Annotated in this window: 17 protein-coding genes; 7 read left to right on the forward strand and 10 right to left on the reverse strand. The window is 40.8% G+C overall.

Features of this window, described 5'->3' with window-relative positions; genetic code table 11:
* Nucleotides 1-141: 141 nt before the first annotated feature.
* The 7 genes from WN948_RS01080 to WN948_RS01110 form a co-directional block, all read right to left on the reverse strand.
* Nucleotides 142-996 carry a formylglycine-generating enzyme family protein gene (locus WN948_RS01080; protein WP_342305123.1) on the reverse strand — a complete coding sequence of 285 codons (855 nt, stop codon included), beginning with the start codon at nt 994-996 and terminating at the stop codon, nt 142-144.
* Between the two features lie 238 nt (nt 997-1234).
* The gene (locus WN948_RS01085; protein ID WP_342305125.1) at nt 1235-1870 is read right to left on the reverse strand and encodes an NTP transferase domain-containing protein; all 636 of its coding nucleotides are present in this window, start codon (nt 1868-1870) and stop codon (nt 1235-1237) included.
* Nucleotides 1858-2679: an adenosylcobinamide-GDP ribazoletransferase gene (gene cobS / locus WN948_RS01090; RefSeq protein ID WP_342305126.1), complete on the reverse strand. Its 822-nt coding sequence runs from the start codon at nt 2677-2679 to the stop codon at nt 1858-1860. Before cobS ends, WN948_RS01085 begins: the two co-directional genes overlap by 13 nt.
* Nucleotides 2676-3278, reverse strand: a complete 603-nt coding sequence (cobZ, locus tag WN948_RS01095; protein WP_342305127.1) for an alpha-ribazole phosphatase CobZ — start codon at nt 3276-3278, stop codon at nt 2676-2678. The genes cobS and cobZ overlap by 4 nt, the downstream gene beginning before the upstream one ends.
* 48 nt (nt 3279-3326) lie before the next feature.
* Nucleotides 3327-4301, reverse strand: a complete 975-nt coding sequence (locus tag WN948_RS01100; RefSeq protein ID WP_342305129.1) for a cobalamin biosynthesis protein — start codon at nt 4299-4301, stop codon at nt 3327-3329.
* Nucleotides 4298-5794: a threonine-phosphate decarboxylase CobD gene (gene cobD, locus WN948_RS01105; RefSeq protein WP_342305130.1), complete on the reverse strand. Its 1497-nt coding sequence runs from the start codon at nt 5792-5794 to the stop codon at nt 4298-4300. Before cobD ends, WN948_RS01100 begins: the two co-directional genes overlap by 4 nt.
* A gap of 63 nt (nt 5795-5857) precedes the next feature.
* A complete protein-coding gene (locus WN948_RS01110) occupies nt 5858-7300 on the reverse strand; it encodes an aminotransferase class I/II-fold pyridoxal phosphate-dependent enzyme (protein WP_342305131.1) in 1443 nt (480 codons plus the stop codon).
* Between the two features lie 226 nt (nt 7301-7526).
* On the opposite strand from WN948_RS01110, the gene WN948_RS01115 reads away from it, so the two are divergent.
* The 6 genes from WN948_RS01115 to WN948_RS01140 all read left to right on the forward strand — a co-directional run bounded on the left by WN948_RS01115 (nt 7527) and on the right by WN948_RS01140 (nt 12112).
* Entirely contained in the window at nt 7527-8309 is a 783-nt protein-coding gene (locus WN948_RS01115; RefSeq protein ID WP_342305133.1) for a TIGR00266 family protein, read from the forward strand.
* Nucleotides 8310-8351: 42 nt separating this feature from the next.
* Nucleotides 8352-9020 (forward strand): metallophosphoesterase, encoded by a 669-nt coding sequence (locus WN948_RS01120; RefSeq protein ID WP_342305134.1) that lies wholly within the window; start codon nt 8352-8354, stop codon nt 9018-9020.
* A 33-nt stretch (nt 9021-9053) separates the two neighbouring features.
* The gene (locus tag WN948_RS01125) at nt 9054-9542 is read left to right on the forward strand and encodes a hypothetical protein (RefSeq protein ID WP_342305135.1); all 489 of its coding nucleotides are present in this window, start codon (nt 9054-9056) and stop codon (nt 9540-9542) included.
* Nucleotides 9543-9564: 22 nt separating this feature from the next.
* Nucleotides 9565-10719 (forward strand): tRNA (guanine(10)-N(2))-dimethyltransferase, encoded by a 1155-nt coding sequence (locus tag WN948_RS01130; RefSeq protein WP_342305136.1) that lies wholly within the window; start codon nt 9565-9567, stop codon nt 10717-10719.
* Between the two features lie 108 nt (nt 10720-10827).
* Nucleotides 10828-11409: a MarR family transcriptional regulator gene (locus WN948_RS01135; protein ID WP_342305137.1), complete on the forward strand. Its 582-nt coding sequence runs from the start codon at nt 10828-10830 to the stop codon at nt 11407-11409.
* Between the two features lie 16 nt (nt 11410-11425).
* The gene (locus WN948_RS01140) at nt 11426-12112 is read left to right on the forward strand and encodes a DUF2110 family protein (protein WP_342305138.1); all 687 of its coding nucleotides are present in this window, start codon (nt 11426-11428) and stop codon (nt 12110-12112) included.
* Here the strand turns inward: WN948_RS01140 and WN948_RS01145 are convergent.
* Entirely contained in the window at nt 12109-12849 is a 741-nt protein-coding gene (locus tag WN948_RS01145) for an ArsR family transcriptional regulator (RefSeq protein ID WP_342305139.1), read from the reverse strand. The two genes, WN948_RS01140 and WN948_RS01145, sit on opposite strands and share 4 nt — an antisense overlap.
* 122 nt (nt 12850-12971) lie before the next feature.
* On the opposite strand from WN948_RS01145, the gene WN948_RS01150 reads away from it, so the two are divergent.
* Nucleotides 12972-13985, forward strand: a complete 1014-nt coding sequence (locus WN948_RS01150; protein ID WP_342305140.1) for a class I SAM-dependent methyltransferase family protein — start codon at nt 12972-12974, stop codon at nt 13983-13985.
* Between the two features lie 64 nt (nt 13986-14049).
* On the opposite strand, the gene WN948_RS01155 is transcribed toward WN948_RS01150, so the two are convergent.
* Together WN948_RS01155 and mch are read right to left on the reverse strand one after the other, a co-directional pair.
* The gene (locus WN948_RS01155) at nt 14050-14523 is read right to left on the reverse strand and encodes a DUF2124 domain-containing protein (protein WP_342305141.1); all 474 of its coding nucleotides are present in this window, start codon (nt 14521-14523) and stop codon (nt 14050-14052) included.
* A gap of 73 nt (nt 14524-14596) precedes the next feature.
* A complete protein-coding gene (gene mch / locus WN948_RS01160) occupies nt 14597-15559 on the reverse strand; it encodes a methenyltetrahydromethanopterin cyclohydrolase (RefSeq protein WP_342306512.1) in 963 nt (320 codons plus the stop codon).
* Nucleotides 15560-15663: the final 104 nt, after the last annotated feature.

Raw genomic sequence — 15663 nt, forward strand, 5'->3', positions numbered from 1 at the left:
TGTTGCCATTGATTGCTTTTTTGATTCTTAGGTTGTTAGTGAGCAAACATCTCCGTTTTGATTAAATCAGTATCAATAGGCTAATTGTGGTAGGCTGAATAGTTACAAAAAGAAATAAAAGCCAGATATCCATGAAGGATATCAGAGCTCTTTCACAAGGCGGAAACCAATATAATTCTTGTGGCTTCCATCACCGATACTATCCCTGTCAGATGAACGGCAGTTTGATTCTGCATTTTCCCAGCTTCCACCACGGATCACTCTTCTGTCAACCCCACCTGTCCATTCACTTCCATCGGTTGGTGCTTTCTGGTAGTTGCTGTGGTATTCATCAGCCACCCATTCAGCGATATTGCCATGCACATCGTAAAGACCCCATGGATTTGCTTCCTTCATACCAACTGGGCGTGTTTTGTCTTCAGAATTATCATCATACCAGCCATAACCCACCAGCATAGATTCATCATCACCAAATGAGAAAGCCGTATCTGTACCAGCCTTAGCTGCATATTCCCATTCAGCTTCAGTAGGCAGACGATATGTGTCAGTATCTTCCATTTTATTGAGCTTATCAATGAATTTATTAGCATCAACCCAGGAAACTTTCTCAACAGGCAGATCAGCACCTTCAAAGTAAGATGGATTGGTGCTCATTACTTCATCCCATTGCTCCTGAGTTACCTCATAAATACCCATATAGAAGTCATTTCCAATAGTTACCTCATGTACAGGCCTCTCATCTTTGTCACTGTACAATTCATCTTCCAGTGCACCCATGAGGAAAGATCCTTCTGGAATTTTCACAAATTGCATTCCAATTGAATTGGTAAAGCTAGTATCGTCGACCTCTATTTCCTCGGGGACAGAATCAACTTCTGCGAGCTCCTCATTTTCTTCATCGGTAACGTCATCTCCGGAATCAGTACAGCCACTACCAATGACCGCAACCATAAGGATGACACCCATAATAATTGTCATGTATAATTTTTTGTTCATAGACCTATCCTCTTACGTATAACAACCTAAACAATATTGGATTTTATTCCTGCACTCAATTTAAGTTCTTTGGTTTGTGCTCTGTGCAAGAATGAAAAATAAGAAATATAGTCAATTAATTAGAAAAAGCACCATTTACATAATAAAGTTGATAGGCACCCTTTTGTTGGATAAAGAGGTACCTCATAAAACTCCAAACACCCGCACAAGCAAGTTTGTCCAACTTATATTGATAACACTAGTTGCTGATAGATTCTGCTTTTCTCTCAAGAAGTATATCTTTGCACCTTTGTAAATCCTCAACTGTATTGATATTGAGTGCCAGTTCAATATTATCCAGTACAAGGCTTACATAATCCTGTTCATGATCAACATCATTACCGTCCATTATATTGATCCCTGAAGGAACTATCAATTCCCCTTTCCCCTCCCAGTTAAAAACCGTATCGGGACGGATGCCAAGACTTTTACAAACACATATGGGGGAAAAAATCGACATTGCCGGTTTCCCACATGTCTTATACTCTTTTATTACCTTTTCAAGAAGCTCTGGTGTCAAAAGAGGCAGGTCTGCCATAAGAATAAGAAGCGGGTCCGTGATACAAGCAGCCTTTACTGCATACACCATATCACCCACATAATTACCTCCACCCGTTGGAATCACCATTACCTTGCCATCATACTTTTCCTGGATAAAGGATGCGGTCCTGGGGGTTGCAGGGGAAACAGCAACATATATGTCACCAATGCTCCCAGTCCTTTGCAGAGTATCGATCACATAAGTGATGAGAGGCTTTCCCAGTAGTTCAACACAGGGTTTTTCACCCATATCAAGCCTGCTTCCAAATCCCCCTGCCATTATTATAGCGTCCAAATAATACCTCCATACATTAATGTCAATGTGATGGTCATCAATGCCACTATCCTTCCGATCTCATTGGAAGCACCAATGACATCACCATTGACACCACCAAAATGCCTGTTGCTTACGTTAAGTAATATCAGTGTTGCTGCAATCGCTGCTATGAATGGGATGATACCGACAATTCCAAGACCAAAATAAAAAGATGAGCCAAGGCAGGCAATACTACCAATTACAAAACCTATAAGATATTTAGGTACTGTGGTTTTGTTCACGAGTATAGAACCCAGTCCTTCATGGATAGGTTTACCAAATGCTGCAATTGTCAGCATAGACTGCATTGCACTTACCTCAGATACGAACATTGCAAAGAAGAATATGCGTGCTACATCTGCAGTAGTTGAATACAGAACAATGGATTCACCATAAAGTGATGTAAGGGTCGCGTAGAATGCAATGATAATAAGAGCTGCATATGCTACCCCTCCTATCCCCAGAGACATATCCTTCAGAGCTTTCAATTTCTTTTCCACTGAACCGTGGGCTGTCAGACCATCACCAAGATCAGCTATCCCATCCAGATGATTCAGACCGGTAATATAGTAAACAAAAGCAATGATAAGTACTGCGCTTATGGAAATTGGCAGAAAGCTTATGAGAATATAGGCTACGACACCCATCAATAGACCAAGTACGATACCTACGACCAGATGCAGGTAAGTTCTTTTGAAGAACTCATCAAGACCCTCCATGGTGATTCCCACGGGGATGGTTGACAGGAATCCGAAGCTGGAACGAAGAGCTAATAAAAACCCGGTCATCCTGCTATCACATCACTTTTGTTTTTCAGGTCTTTTTTTTCTTCTTTCTTAGTTTTACCGGATGAAAGTGCCGATTCTGCCATGGCTCTTGTATACATACTAGCAGATACACCACCGATAAGCCCACCTATTATATCGTCCATGAAAGGCCCAAGTTTTGAGAGAATGCCGGGTTTTTGCTTGTCAAAACGCACGAACTCGAACATTCCTTTGTCGCCACTGATATATTTGGAGATGCTCATGCCAAGAACCTCATCTGCAATTATGAAGGTCAGATCCTTTTCGTATGAACTTTTACTGATATTAGGTAATCTGCCTGCACGACCTTCTTTTTCAAGAAGTATCCCTGAATATACAAGCATACAGAGGTTTGCATCAAATAGGGCTATATTAAGTTCGTACAGGAATTTTTCCTCTGCAAGCTCCCTTGTTTCGATGCCCGGGTGTGGAACATATAACTCCAACGCAGTGTCAACAAGCATCTGAACAGTTATTCCTTCCTCTTCAAGGATATCAATGATATCCCTGGTGACATCACCTTCCAGTTCTTTAGACTGGTCTTTTTTCCGGTCTTCTGATTCTATATCCGATAATTTCATTGTTATCACTTTGGAGAGATTTGTCAAATTTAATTTCATCTGTCAATACTATGTCAAAATTATTAGTAAAGATACAATAATTGCAAATAATGATGCTACAAGAGTTATCCATGAGGTCAACTTGATGTCTTCGGAGACAGGATAAACGAAGCCTTCACCCAGTACATATGTATTAGGTTTTTCAAGCTTTATCCTTAGTGCACCTGCAACTGATGCCATGGGAAAACCTGAGTTTGGAGATGGGGTTTTCAAGCCATCTGCAAGTCCGCTTTTCAATGCACTTTTGTAATCCGGTACTTTGATCCCGCGATAAACTAATCTGATTGTCAGAGTTGCTGCAGAAATAAAGAGAACGGACAAACGGGCAGGCACCCAGTTGAGCACATCATCAAGCTTTGCAGAGAACCAGCCCATATCCCGGTGACGTTCATCCATGTACCCCACCATAGAATCAAGGGTACTTGTCGCTTTAAAAACATATGCTGCAATCAGTCCGAAAGGACCAAAGCATGCATAGAACAACAGTGGGGAAAGAATGCCATCTACATAGTTCTCTGATGTTGTTTCAATGATAGCCGACGATATATGGTTTTCATCCAGCTTTGATGTATCCCTGCTTACATACATGGATAATTTTTGCCTGGCACCGTCAAGCTTTCCTGCATCCAGCTCTTTCCGGACCTCATCTGCAGCACCAGAAAGACAGCGTACAGCAAATGTTGCCTTGAGGAAATAAGCAGCAACAATATAACGTAGCGGAGCGGGAATATTTTCAACCCCCATGAAGAGCAATACAAGATATGCTATAAGACTGCCAAATAGTATAGTGCTAAGGCCCATGAATATTCCATAGAGCTTTCTGTGGGTCTTAGGGACATTTTTCTTGAAAATAGCTATCAATTTACCCATCCAGACAACCGGATGAATTGCAGCAGGTGGTTCGCAAAATACCAGATCCAGGGCATAGGCTAACAGAAGCACTATCGCAAGTTCACTTGCGTCAGCCTGTACCGGCAGCATCATAAGTTATTCTCCATTACTTCCTTCCAGGCCTTCTCAGTGCTTTCTTTATTGAGTCCATCTACTGTGAACACAGATAACAGTTCATCAACAACTTTTTCCTGATGAACTATAGTGCATTTAAGACAGCTCCATACCTGTCCACCACTGGAACTCTCAATCCAGTTGCCCCCGGTGCGATTGTCCTCACACGGATAGAACGGACAGAAGCAGAATGTGCAGTCCTGTCCTTCAAAATGGCAGGGATAATAATCACAGTCTGTATTGCTACCCCGACGGCCACATTCTGCTGCTGCTGCTTTTATATTTTCTTCAAGTTGGATTTTTGCCTGTTCCCGGCCCCATTCATATATTACCTGACGAATAGTAGATGCGATAAGTTCATTTTCTTCTCTTTTACGTATAGCTATTCGAATGAAACTAGGACCTATGTTCTGGAATGAATTACAATCACGTATCAACACACCATGGGAGGCCATACGTTCTGAAAGCTCAGATGAACTCATGGCAAGATCGGATATGTCCACGAAAATATAGTTCACACTGCTTTCAAATGGCTTAAAACCCCGACGTGAGAATTTTTCCATGAGGAATTCATATTCCTTTCTTATAAAAGCCCTGGATTCTATCAGGTACTTGCTGTTTGCTCCCCCTTCCATACTCAAAAGGGCAGTTGCAACAGTATCTGCAATACATCCCATATTCCAGGAAAGCCTGGCATTGTTAAGTACACCGGCAAATTTCTTTGAAGCTATACCAAAACCCATCCGGATACCAGGAATAGCAAAAGCCTTTGTGAGGGAGCGCTGGATAAAAAGATAATCATTTTCCTCAACAAGATATGCAACACTCTGCTCAGGATCTGCAAGTTCTATGAATGCTTCATCTACAAAGAGAATGGTCTTATGAGCTGCACATATATCTGCAAGTTCTTCTATTTGCTCTTTTAATAGTAGTTTTCCTGTAGGGTTATTGGGATTGCACACAAAGAGAATTTTAGCTTCATCAAGCAGGTTATCGTCAAGATGGAAGATATCTTCCTGAGCAACGTATTCTATTTGTGCCCCCATAACCTTGCACTGCATCTCATATTCACTGAATGTGGGCGTGGGAATCAGTACAATATCCCCTTCACTTATTACACATTCAGCAACCAGCCTGATGATCTCAGTTGAACCATTGCCTGGAATTATGTTCTCATGTGTTATCCCCATACCAACAAAATCAGCTGCTGCTGTCCTGTATTCCATATAACGGTTATCAGGATACTGTTCTAATTTTTCAAGTCCGGTATTAAGAAGATCCTGTAGGTCAAGTTCCGAATCAGCCTGTTCAAACGGGGTTCCAAAAGGATTCAAATTTGCACTTGCATCCAATATATCTGACTCAGGTATCCCATATCTCTGGGAACTTTTTCGGATCAGTCCGCCATGCGCACATGGCTCAAGACTTAGAAGATATTTCTTTACCGGGAGAGATGATCTTTGTTCTGTCACAATAATCAAAGCATGTAGTAAATAGGAAATATATTAACCTGTTCAATTGCACCTCAAAAAATATCAGAGCAGAGGCTCAATTATTTCCTTCCATGCCCTCCTTATGTTCTCATCGGTGTCTCCGTCAGCCATAAGTGCATCAAGCACCATTTTGGCGACTTTTGGTCTATGCAATAAAGTACAATGTTCACAACTCCATACCCGTCCGCCGGTGGTACTTTCTATACATTTACCACCTGTCTTCTCTTCCTGACATGGATAAAAAGGACAGAAGCAGAACGTACAATCCTGGCCCATAAAATGACAGGGATAGTATTCACAGGAACCGCGCCCTGCAGCAGTTGCACCACCATGTTCAATGGTTTCCTCAAGTTTTTCCTTGGCATCTTCCCTGCTAAGTTTAGCAAATACATCATCAAGGGTACGTATAAGCTTCTCGAATTCTTCCTTGGGGCGAACAGATATCCTGACATATCTTTTGGATCCATCAAAAAAATCACCGCATTCACGAATCATTATTCCATGAGATGCAAGGCCTTCTGTAAGCCTTACAGAATCCACAAAAAGGTCATTCACATCCACAAGCACGTAATTGGCACTACTTTCAACAGGATCGAAACCATATATGTCAAAAAAACGTTTGCTGATATATTCTCTTTCTTTTTTGATCAGAGCCCTGGAATCATGCAGGTATTTACAATTAGTGCCACCTTCCATATTCAGAAATGCAATTCCAATGGCCTCTTCTACCGCACCTATATTCCATGACAGCCGGGCAGAATTAAGCACACCGGACATGGAACACGAACCAATCCCATATGCTAGCCTCATACCAGGCATACCAACAATATTTGATACTGACCTTATAACAAAAAGATGATCATTATCTAGCGTAATGTCAGCAACACTCATATCAGGGTCAGCAAGTTCAATGGATGACTCATCAACTATAAGCAAAGTGTTATGTTCAGCACACTTCTCTGCAAACATCACCAATGAATCTCTTGATGTAAGTTCCCCGGTAGGATCGTTCGGGTTCTCAAGAATAACTATCTTTGCCCTTTCCAATGTCATTTTTGGAAGGGCCAGTAATTCCTTTGACGTAAATGAATGTACACGAGCACCGAAGATCTCAGCTATATGACAATACTGTCCGGATGAAGGAGATGGAACTATTACCATATCGTCTTCATTTACAACAGACCCTATCAACAGACGTAGAAGCTCGCATGAGCCATTTCCAGGAACTATATTTTCAAAATTGATGCCATGACCGAGAAAACCAGCAGCTGCAGTTCTTAATTCCAGATATCTGTTATCCGGATACTGTTCTGATCTTATAATAGAAGCAAAGACTATCTGCTTCTGGTCAAGTTCACTTCCCTGAAAATCAAACGGTGTGCCCAAAAGATTGGTGTTTGAACTAAAATCAAGAATATCTGATTCAGACAGGTTATATTTTTCAGCTGATTCATGAACCCTTACACCATGATTTTTAACTTGCAATGCAAGCAAATACTGCTTCAAATGAGGTGGAAAATTTTTTTGGAACACACTTATCAACACGTGGTTACGCACAGGAGATATATTAAACTATTCAAGTTTAGTTGTGTAAATGCCCGTTATTTTAAAACCCAACATGTAAACCCATATTATTCACAATGCAAATCTATAAAAAGTTCTATAATGATGTGTTACACAACGGTATGTTGAATATAATGGAGATTTTCTTATGGCAGATGAAATAGATTACAATATAATTGGCGACGACATGCAGCTTGTAGAAATAGAACTTGATACAAATGAAGCTGTAAGAGCAGAAGCAGGTGCAATGATGTATATGGGACCTGGGATCAAAATGGAAACATCCACAGGTGGCGGCTTACTCAAGGGCCTTAAACGCGCAGTGACCGGTGAGAGTTTCTTTATCACAAATTTTATCCATGAAGGTTCAGGAAAAGGATATGTTGCATTTGGAGCACCATATCCTGGAAAAATAATACCACTCGACCTTGGAAAAACAGGAGGTAGCTTCCTGTGTCAGAAAGATTCATTCCTCTGTGCAGCAAATGGTGTGGACATTGAAATCGCACTGACCAAAAAAATAGGAGCCGGACTATTTGGAGGAGAAGGTTTCATTCTTCAGAGACTTAAAGGTGATGGACTTGCTTTTGTACATGCAGGTGGAACCATTGTTGAAAAAGATCTTGCTGCCGGGGAAACGATCAGGGTTGACACCGGATGCATAACTGCCTTTGCCGAAAGTGTAAAATATGACATACAAATGGCAGGTGGGTTCAAGAATGCGCTCTTTGGAGGAGAAGGACTTGTGCTTGCAAGCCTGACAGGACCTGGAAAAGTATACCTTCAGAGTCTTCCGTTCTCACGCCTTGCAGACAGAATCGTTGCAGCATCAAAATACCAGGGTGGCAGTGGAAGAGATGAATCAACCGGAGTGGCCGGAATTGGCGGCGGTGCACTTGGAGCTATTCTAGGCGGAGACCGCTCCTTTTAAGAATAAAAATTCGCAAGTTCAACAAATGGAGAGATCATAAAAATGAGACTATTTGCTATTGCAGATCCGCATGGCAATTATTCTAAAATAGAAGAGTTGCTTGACCAGTCTGGAGATATTGATGTTGTTCTTATTGCAGGAGACATAACAAATTTCGGGCCGGATGAAAAGGCACTGGAACTTCTGGACTTGTTTAAGCCACCAATACTTGCAGTTCCGGGAAACTGCGACCATGAATCTATTATAAAAGTGATCGAAGATTCCAGGGCTACTAACCTCCATAATAAAGCTGTAAAAATAGATGGAGTTAAATTTGTAGGCATGGGTGGGTCCAATCCCACACCATTCTGCACCCCGTTTGAGATAGAAGAGTGTGATTTTGAGACTAATCTCAATAGTCTGATGAATGAAACTGAAAAAACAGATGAACCAGTGGTCATTCTCACACATGTGCCACCATATGGAATCCTTGACGATGTCGGAGATACGCATGTAGGCTGCAAGGCTCTGAGTGCTTTTCTTGATACAGCTGACCTTATTGTATGCGGACATATCCATGAAGCCAGAGGTATAAAAAAATCAGGCAAAACAACTATCGTAAATCCAGGAATGGCTGCATTGGGTTTCGCAGCCCTGATAGATATTAATGTGGAAAATCCAGAACATAATATAAATATACAGCTTATAGAAGCCCATCGAGAAGATATTTAACCATCAAAATTATATTCTAATGCAGGTGATCAAATGAAAGCAAAGTTATTGCTCATATTCCTGATATTACTCACTTTTTCAGTCATCGGATGTGTAGATGACACTGAAGAAACAATGAACGATACCAACATGACAAATGAGACAGCCGAAGACGTTGTCAATGAAACAGTTCCAGATGACATGGGCATGAATGAAACTGTTGAAGAGGAAGAAGTGTCTGAAGAAGAAGACAAGCCGCTTGAAATCGTCGAATCTACTGATCCAAAGACCTATACAATATATATGGAAAACTTCCTGACACACCCTGGTAATGTAACCATCAACACCGGAGATACAATTGTATGGTTCAACCGCAATGACCCTACAAGGATCTTCACACTTGTAAGTAATGAAGACCTCTGGGAAAATGCAAACATTGGAAAAAGGTTAACTTACAGATACACTTTCAACGAAACGGGCACATACACATACAAAGTGCTTGGTTGGGAAGAAAGAATGAAGGGAACCATTATTGTTAAATAAGAATGAATCTTCAGGGAACCGGATGAAAGTAAGATCTGTAAAGGAAGGAAATACTGAGATCCTGGTTCCCATCCCTGCGGAAGGAGCGAATTTTGCACCATCTGCAGCCCCTGTATTTTATAATCCGGTCATGGAGATGAATCGTGATATCTCCGTAGCTGCAACATCTGCTTTTGTTAAGAGAATGGAACCTGACCCTGAAAAGGTCATCACTTATGTGGATGCTCTTTCAGCCTCTGGCATTCGTGGACTCAGGATCTCCAATGAGCTAGGTGTCCACACAACTCTCAATGACTGGAGTGAAGAAGCCTGTGCTCTTATACAGCAGAACATAGATAATCTGGAAATTGATCATAATACCGTTGCAAGCCATAAGAATGCGAATGTACTTCTTCATGAGAAACATTTTAATATAGTTGACCTTGATCCATTCGGCACTCCCGGGCCTTTCCTAGCTGCAGCTGCCCGCTCTGTAGTCAATCTGCTCGAAGTGACAGCAACAGATACTGCGCCTCTTTGTGGTGCCCATCTAAATTCAGGCATACGAAAATATGCTGCAATACCTTTTAATAACGAATACCACAGCGAAATGGGAGTTCGTATGCTACTTGGAAAAATAGCCAGGGAATTATCACTTCACGATAAAGCTATGAATCCACTTCTGACCCATGCTACAAGACATTACGTGCGCACATACCTTGAAATAAAAAAAGGTGCAAAGCGAGCTGATACAATGCTGCAGAACATGGGATTTATCGCACATTGTCCACAATGTGGACACCGGGAAAGCATTCATGGTCTTGCAGTTCCAATAAAGGATAACTGTAGCCATTGTGATGGAAAAAACATAATCGGTGGGCCTATGTGGCTTGGCAAATTACATAACCCGGATTTTTGCAATGAAACCATCACTGAACTGGAGACACGTAATTGTGGCACCAAACAGTTTGCTATCAAAATGCTTGAATTATGCAGAGATGAACTGGATATACCCATGTTCTATGACCAGCACCTGATATGTAAAAAAGTAGGAGTTTCCGCTTCACGGATCGAAACGGTCATACAAGAACTTCAAAATCGGGGATTTTTGGCTTCAAGGACACATTTTAGCGGTACATCCTTTAAAACGGATGCAAATATATCGGAAATTGAACTTATTATAGCTGATATCCGATAGAAATATATACTATTTTATTTTAATGATATATATTAAAATATATAATGCAAGGTATGATGATGTTTTTGCAAACAAGGGTTCAAAATGTATACATAAAGGGGAGCTTTCATGACAAAAGAATATGCTGAGCAGCTGTTTTTACAGGAGAAACCAACCCTTGCCCTTCTGGCTATATGGTCCCTTCAGAAAACGTACGCTTCAGTTATCACAAAAGAGATAAATTCAACTTTTGCCCACACAACCAAAATACTGTCAAAAATGGAAGAACACGGTCTCTTACAATTTACAATTGAAGGTCGTGTAAAATATGTGGAACTCACTGAACATGGGTACAACGTAGTTAATGCTCTTAAGAATCTGATAATGGCAATTGAAGGAGAATCACCAGATAGTGAAGAAGAGAAAAAGGGTGATGAGGCCACTGCACAGGACACAGAAAGCTCAGAGAATGAGAAAAAACTAACCCTGGAACACATTAGCAGGTTACACGAGCAAATAGTAACTACATATGATAATCTTTTCAATAAGAATTCAGAGCCTCAAGAAATGAAGATGAAAATTGGTCCTTTTAGCCGGGATATCCAGTTACTTTTAAATTCAATAGAAGAGAATGAAGACCTTATCGATGACGAAGGTCTGGATAAACTCAATGAGATACAGAATATCTTTGATCTGGTAATGAAGCAATAATTGAAAGGACAATAAAATGGTCACTGTAAATCTATTATTAAAAATCTATGGCAACCGTGAAAGAGCACTCCATTCAGCAGAAATGTTTGTAGGGAATGAATTAAAAGAGCTTGATGCTTCAGCAGAATTCTCAATATCGGAAGATAACTGGCTTAAGGTTGACATTAGCGGAGAGGACAGCGAATTCGTTTCCAATTACCTCGTTGGTAAATTTGGTACGCCTGTCACAGAACTTACAAAGAATGAAGTTTATTCCGGCGTCATACATCAGATACGGGAAACCGAAATAATCGTTGACGTAGGAACTCTTGTAAGCATCCCGAAAAGGAATCTCACGGTTCTTGGAGTTGGAACTGCAAAACAGATAGCAACTCGTTTTGGACTGATCAAACGTTTACCCGTAAAAGTAGAGATAACCGATGAAACAGCAAACGTGGGTGTTTTTACAAAATCACAGGCAGACCTTTGGTGGAGCTGGAAAAAATCAAGTCAGGACAGAGTGATTGCCAATGCAGTTACACGCTCTGAACTTAAAGCAGCCGTCAAAAGAACCGGTCACGCAAGAGATATCTATGGAATAGAACGACTGGGACTCATGGAACACATGATAACTTGCAGGGAAACGAGTGACGGACCTGGAATCGTTGCTGCCATTGGCAGATTTGTTAAAGGTGAACTTGGAGTTATGAAAGCATCAAATTAAAGCAGAATCATCTGGAAATGACAGGAGTCACAATTTTCATCACAATTGCCAAGCATTTGCATTACACATTCAATGCCCAGTTTTTCTTTGAAAACACCTTCAAAAACACCTTGTGCAAAAGAGCATAAGGTCTTTTCTTCAATTGGGATTGAACGGCAGTCAAAAAAGTTATAAACAGCTATTTTAATGGGATCGTTGCTCAGTACTTTGAAATTTCCAATGTCGTGTTCTTCCCAGAAAGCCATCATTTCATCCAGTATCTGTCCCGTTTCATTTGAAACAAAATTTCTGGCAAGACTGGCTCCTACATCATTTCCTATTTTCCTCATGATGGGATCACAATTTACCCCGTAGGCACGGAAACCATACTGCACAGCATGGAACAAACATTTCAGACAACCAAAGGAATTCATATCTGGAGAGCCTATAACTCCAAGCATCTCACAATAATTCTTTATCCCGGGTTCCTGGGAACATGCAACGTACTGACATTTCAAAAAGTAGACTTTCTTCCTTTTATCATTCGCATCGATAGCTTCTTCGAGTAAACTCTGGGATTTCAGGTCGTTGAGATGAACGGAAATTGTGGACTTCGCTTTTCCTGTGTACTGGACTATTTCATCAAATGATCTACAGCCACCTTTGAGAAAGTCAAGTATTTTAATCTTTACAGAACCATTAAGAGCAATAAACCCAATATCAGTGGAAAAAATGGCAGTGTTATCTCCGTTGTTCATTCAATATCCAATAGACCAACAACGTATTTAAATGTTCGCTGTTAAGCGAATGAGTTGGCATCAATATTTAAAGCCTGCTGTATCATTTAATCAGCATTAAACAAATAAGAATTCAGGTTATTATGATGAAAGTTATTCGTGTACCGGTAAAAGAAGCAGAAACCGTAAGGCTTAGTATAATAGAAGATGGTAAGCTTGACCCCGAAAGAAAGATAAAGGTAATTGATGCCGAAGAACGCTTCCTTGAGATACCTGTTACTGATGATATAAAGGGATTTGAAACGTACCAGCAGGAAAATGCTCTTTTCTACAACAAATGGCGTTCGCTTAAAGAAATACTTGGTGGAAACATTACGGAAACAGAACTGAGTATGTTGCCTTCGGGATGGCAGATCCTCGGTAACATAATTATTGTTACTATCGACCCATCTGTTGACCATTTAAAAGAAAGAATTGCAAAGTCATTGATCAAGATGTATCCATCATGCAATACTGTGGTACGTGACCTTGGAATAAGCGGACAGTTCAGACTTCCTGAAAGAGAGATACTTATTGGTGACAACACTGAAACCATCAATAAGGAAAATGGATGCTTATTCAAACTCGATGTTACAAAAGTGATGTTTTCAAAAGGAAACCTGCATGAGAAATCACTCATGAGCAGTATTGGGACTAATGAAACCATAGTTGATATGTTTGCAGGAATAGGATACTTTACCATTCCTATGGCAGTTCACGCAAAACCTGCAAGGATCATCGCCATTGAGATAAATCCGCAGTCCTGTGCGTACCTCCGGGAAAACATAGCCCTGAATCATGTGGAAGATATAGTTGAAGCAAGGAATGGTGATTGTGCCAAACTTACACCCAAGAGAATCGCTGACAGAGTACTTATGGGATATGTGGGAACCACACACCATTATCTTGAACATGGAATCAAAGCCCTGAAAAAAAGTGGTGGAATCCTGCATTACCATGAAACTACACCAGAAAGCCTGATATTTTCCAGACCAATTGAGCGCATTGAACATGCAGCATCAAAAGCCGGCAGAAATGTGGAAATACTGGATTGCAGGAAGATCAAAAAATATTCACCCGGCATCTGGCATGTAGTAGTAGATGCCCGGATAAGTTGAATAAAAAATGAGAGTTATATAAGCAAAAACAATAATCAATTTGAACAATTTTAAACAAATTGGATTATACTTTTTTGACCTCATTTGTAAGGTCTGCATCTATGATGTAGTCAAAATCAATTACTTCCGGCCATTTTTGATCCATAAACATTGACTGGAAACAAACACCTATAACAAGTTTCTTTTCAGCTTCCTGCAATAGACCATCTATAAGCTCTTTCATCTTTTCAGGTTCAACGCCTATCTTTGGCATTGCAAGCCCGCCAAGCAGGACAACAGTGTCTGCAGAAGGGGCTGTTATGTCTCCAAGTTGCATTCCCTGGGAAGATGAAACTATCATACGTGCTTCATCAGATTGCAGATTTGGAAGGAATACCATATCTTTACCTGTGCCCCTGAGGACAAATGCCATTAGTTCCGCAAACGGTGTGCAGAAACCAACAGTACCGATAAAAGTGATCCGCTGGGATTCTTTCACAAGTTTCCTGAATTCCGTAAGCTGGCCGCCGATACCTTTTGAAGTACTTATTATATCCATTGACTGTCTCCGAAAGAAAAAAAGCAATACAACCTTTAAGGTTGTATCGGTATAATTTAAGCCTGTTAGAAAGTTAGACTTCTTTTACACCAAATGATTCCAGGAGAATTCCAGGGTTTATCCTTCCACTTGTAAAGGATTTCTTGCTCTTGGTATCATTCACTGTTATTTTAGCTGGTGCGAACATACCTGCATCAACCTTGAAGAAGTCAAATTCAGCTTCCTTGAATGTGTTGTAGAATGGCTTACCAAAGTCCCTTGAGGTTGTGGATGGAGCCTTCTTGACAAACTCTTCTAATTTCTCTGCATCTCCGTACTCAACTGTGTAGTATGTTTCACCACAGTAGATAATACAATCATTTGTGGAGCCCATGCATTTTGTGTCGTCACCGACAACAGGTGCAATTGGAGCAACACCGAAACCGCTTTTGATCGTGTTGATGTCAAATCCTATTGATTCAAGCTTGTGAATACCTGTCTCGACTACACGTGCTGAGATCTGGACGCAACCTGCAATTGAAGCTGTAGGTGCAACGGCAATGTAAATGTTCTCAGTATCAACACTGCAATGTTTTGCAATGTATTCAACAACCTCTTCGGTTGGTAATTCACTTGATTCCATAACAAGGACTGCAAATTCAGAATCATCCTTGTAACCTATCTCTTCGTACAGTTCCTTTGGCTTAAGTCCGAGTGCCCTTGCAGGACCTGAACCCATTCCAAAATACTTGCCGACTGCAATTCTCCAGCCTGCATACTGGGACCCCATGCATGCAATGGTTGGATTGTCAGTAGCTACCTGAATAGCAGGTACTGGAAGACCATTCAAATCAAACTTGGTGTAGCTTATGTCTGCAAGGTCTGCAAGACAAAGACGTGACAGATACATTCCTGCATCATATCCACCTTCTACATTCACACCACAGTCAATTATAGTAGCACCGTTCTCAAGCTCTGTGGACTGGACCTTTAATTCTTCTTCCCAGTCAAGCATCTCATCGATTATCGCTAATCCCTTTTCGTTAACACTTATCACGTTTATCACTCTTAACCTGTTGATCGAGTGGACATTGGGCAGTTAAGAATATATAATTAGCGATTCCTGAGAAATAATAGAATACTTACTTTTCGCTAAGCTGT

The sequence above is a fragment of the Methanolobus sp. ZRKC5 genome, from assembly GCF_038446525.1.
GTDB lineage: Archaea > Halobacteriota > Methanosarcinia > Methanosarcinales > Methanosarcinaceae > Methanolobus.

Excerpts from the sequence above, each read along its gene's own strand:
- WN948_RS01080 (WP_342305123.1), bottom strand. The coding sequence starts at position 996 with ATGAACAAAAAATTATACATGACAATTATTATGGGTGTCATCCTTATG.
- cobS (WP_342305126.1), bottom strand. The coding sequence starts at position 2,679 with ATGACCGGGTTTTTATTAGCTCTTCGTTCCAGCTTCGGATTCCTGTCA.
- cobZ (WP_342305127.1), bottom strand. The coding sequence starts at position 3,278 with ATGAAATTATCGGATATAGAATCAGAAGACCGGAAAAAAGACCAGTCT.
- WN948_RS01100 (WP_342305129.1), bottom strand. The coding sequence starts at position 4,301 with ATGATGCTGCCGGTACAGGCTGACGCAAGTGAACTTGCGATAGTGCTT.
- WN948_RS01115 (WP_342305133.1), top strand. The coding sequence starts at position 7,527 with ATGGCAGATGAAATAGATTACAATATAATTGGCGACGACATGCAGCTT.
- WN948_RS01120 (WP_342305134.1), top strand. The coding sequence starts at position 8,352 with ATGAGACTATTTGCTATTGCAGATCCGCATGGCAATTATTCTAAAATA.
- WN948_RS01125 (WP_342305135.1), top strand. The coding sequence starts at position 9,054 with ATGAAAGCAAAGTTATTGCTCATATTCCTGATATTACTCACTTTTTCA.
- WN948_RS01130 (WP_342305136.1), top strand. The coding sequence starts at position 9,565 with ATGAAAGTAAGATCTGTAAAGGAAGGAAATACTGAGATCCTGGTTCCC.
- WN948_RS01135 (WP_342305137.1), top strand. The coding sequence starts at position 10,828 with ATGACAAAAGAATATGCTGAGCAGCTGTTTTTACAGGAGAAACCAACC.
- WN948_RS01140 (WP_342305138.1), top strand. The coding sequence starts at position 11,426 with ATGGTCACTGTAAATCTATTATTAAAAATCTATGGCAACCGTGAAAGA.
- WN948_RS01145 (WP_342305139.1), bottom strand. The coding sequence starts at position 12,849 with ATGAACAACGGAGATAACACTGCCATTTTTTCCACTGATATTGGGTTT.
- WN948_RS01150 (WP_342305140.1), top strand. The coding sequence starts at position 12,972 with ATGATGAAAGTTATTCGTGTACCGGTAAAAGAAGCAGAAACCGTAAGG.
- WN948_RS01155 (WP_342305141.1), bottom strand. The coding sequence starts at position 14,523 with ATGGATATAATAAGTACTTCAAAAGGTATCGGCGGCCAGCTTACGGAA.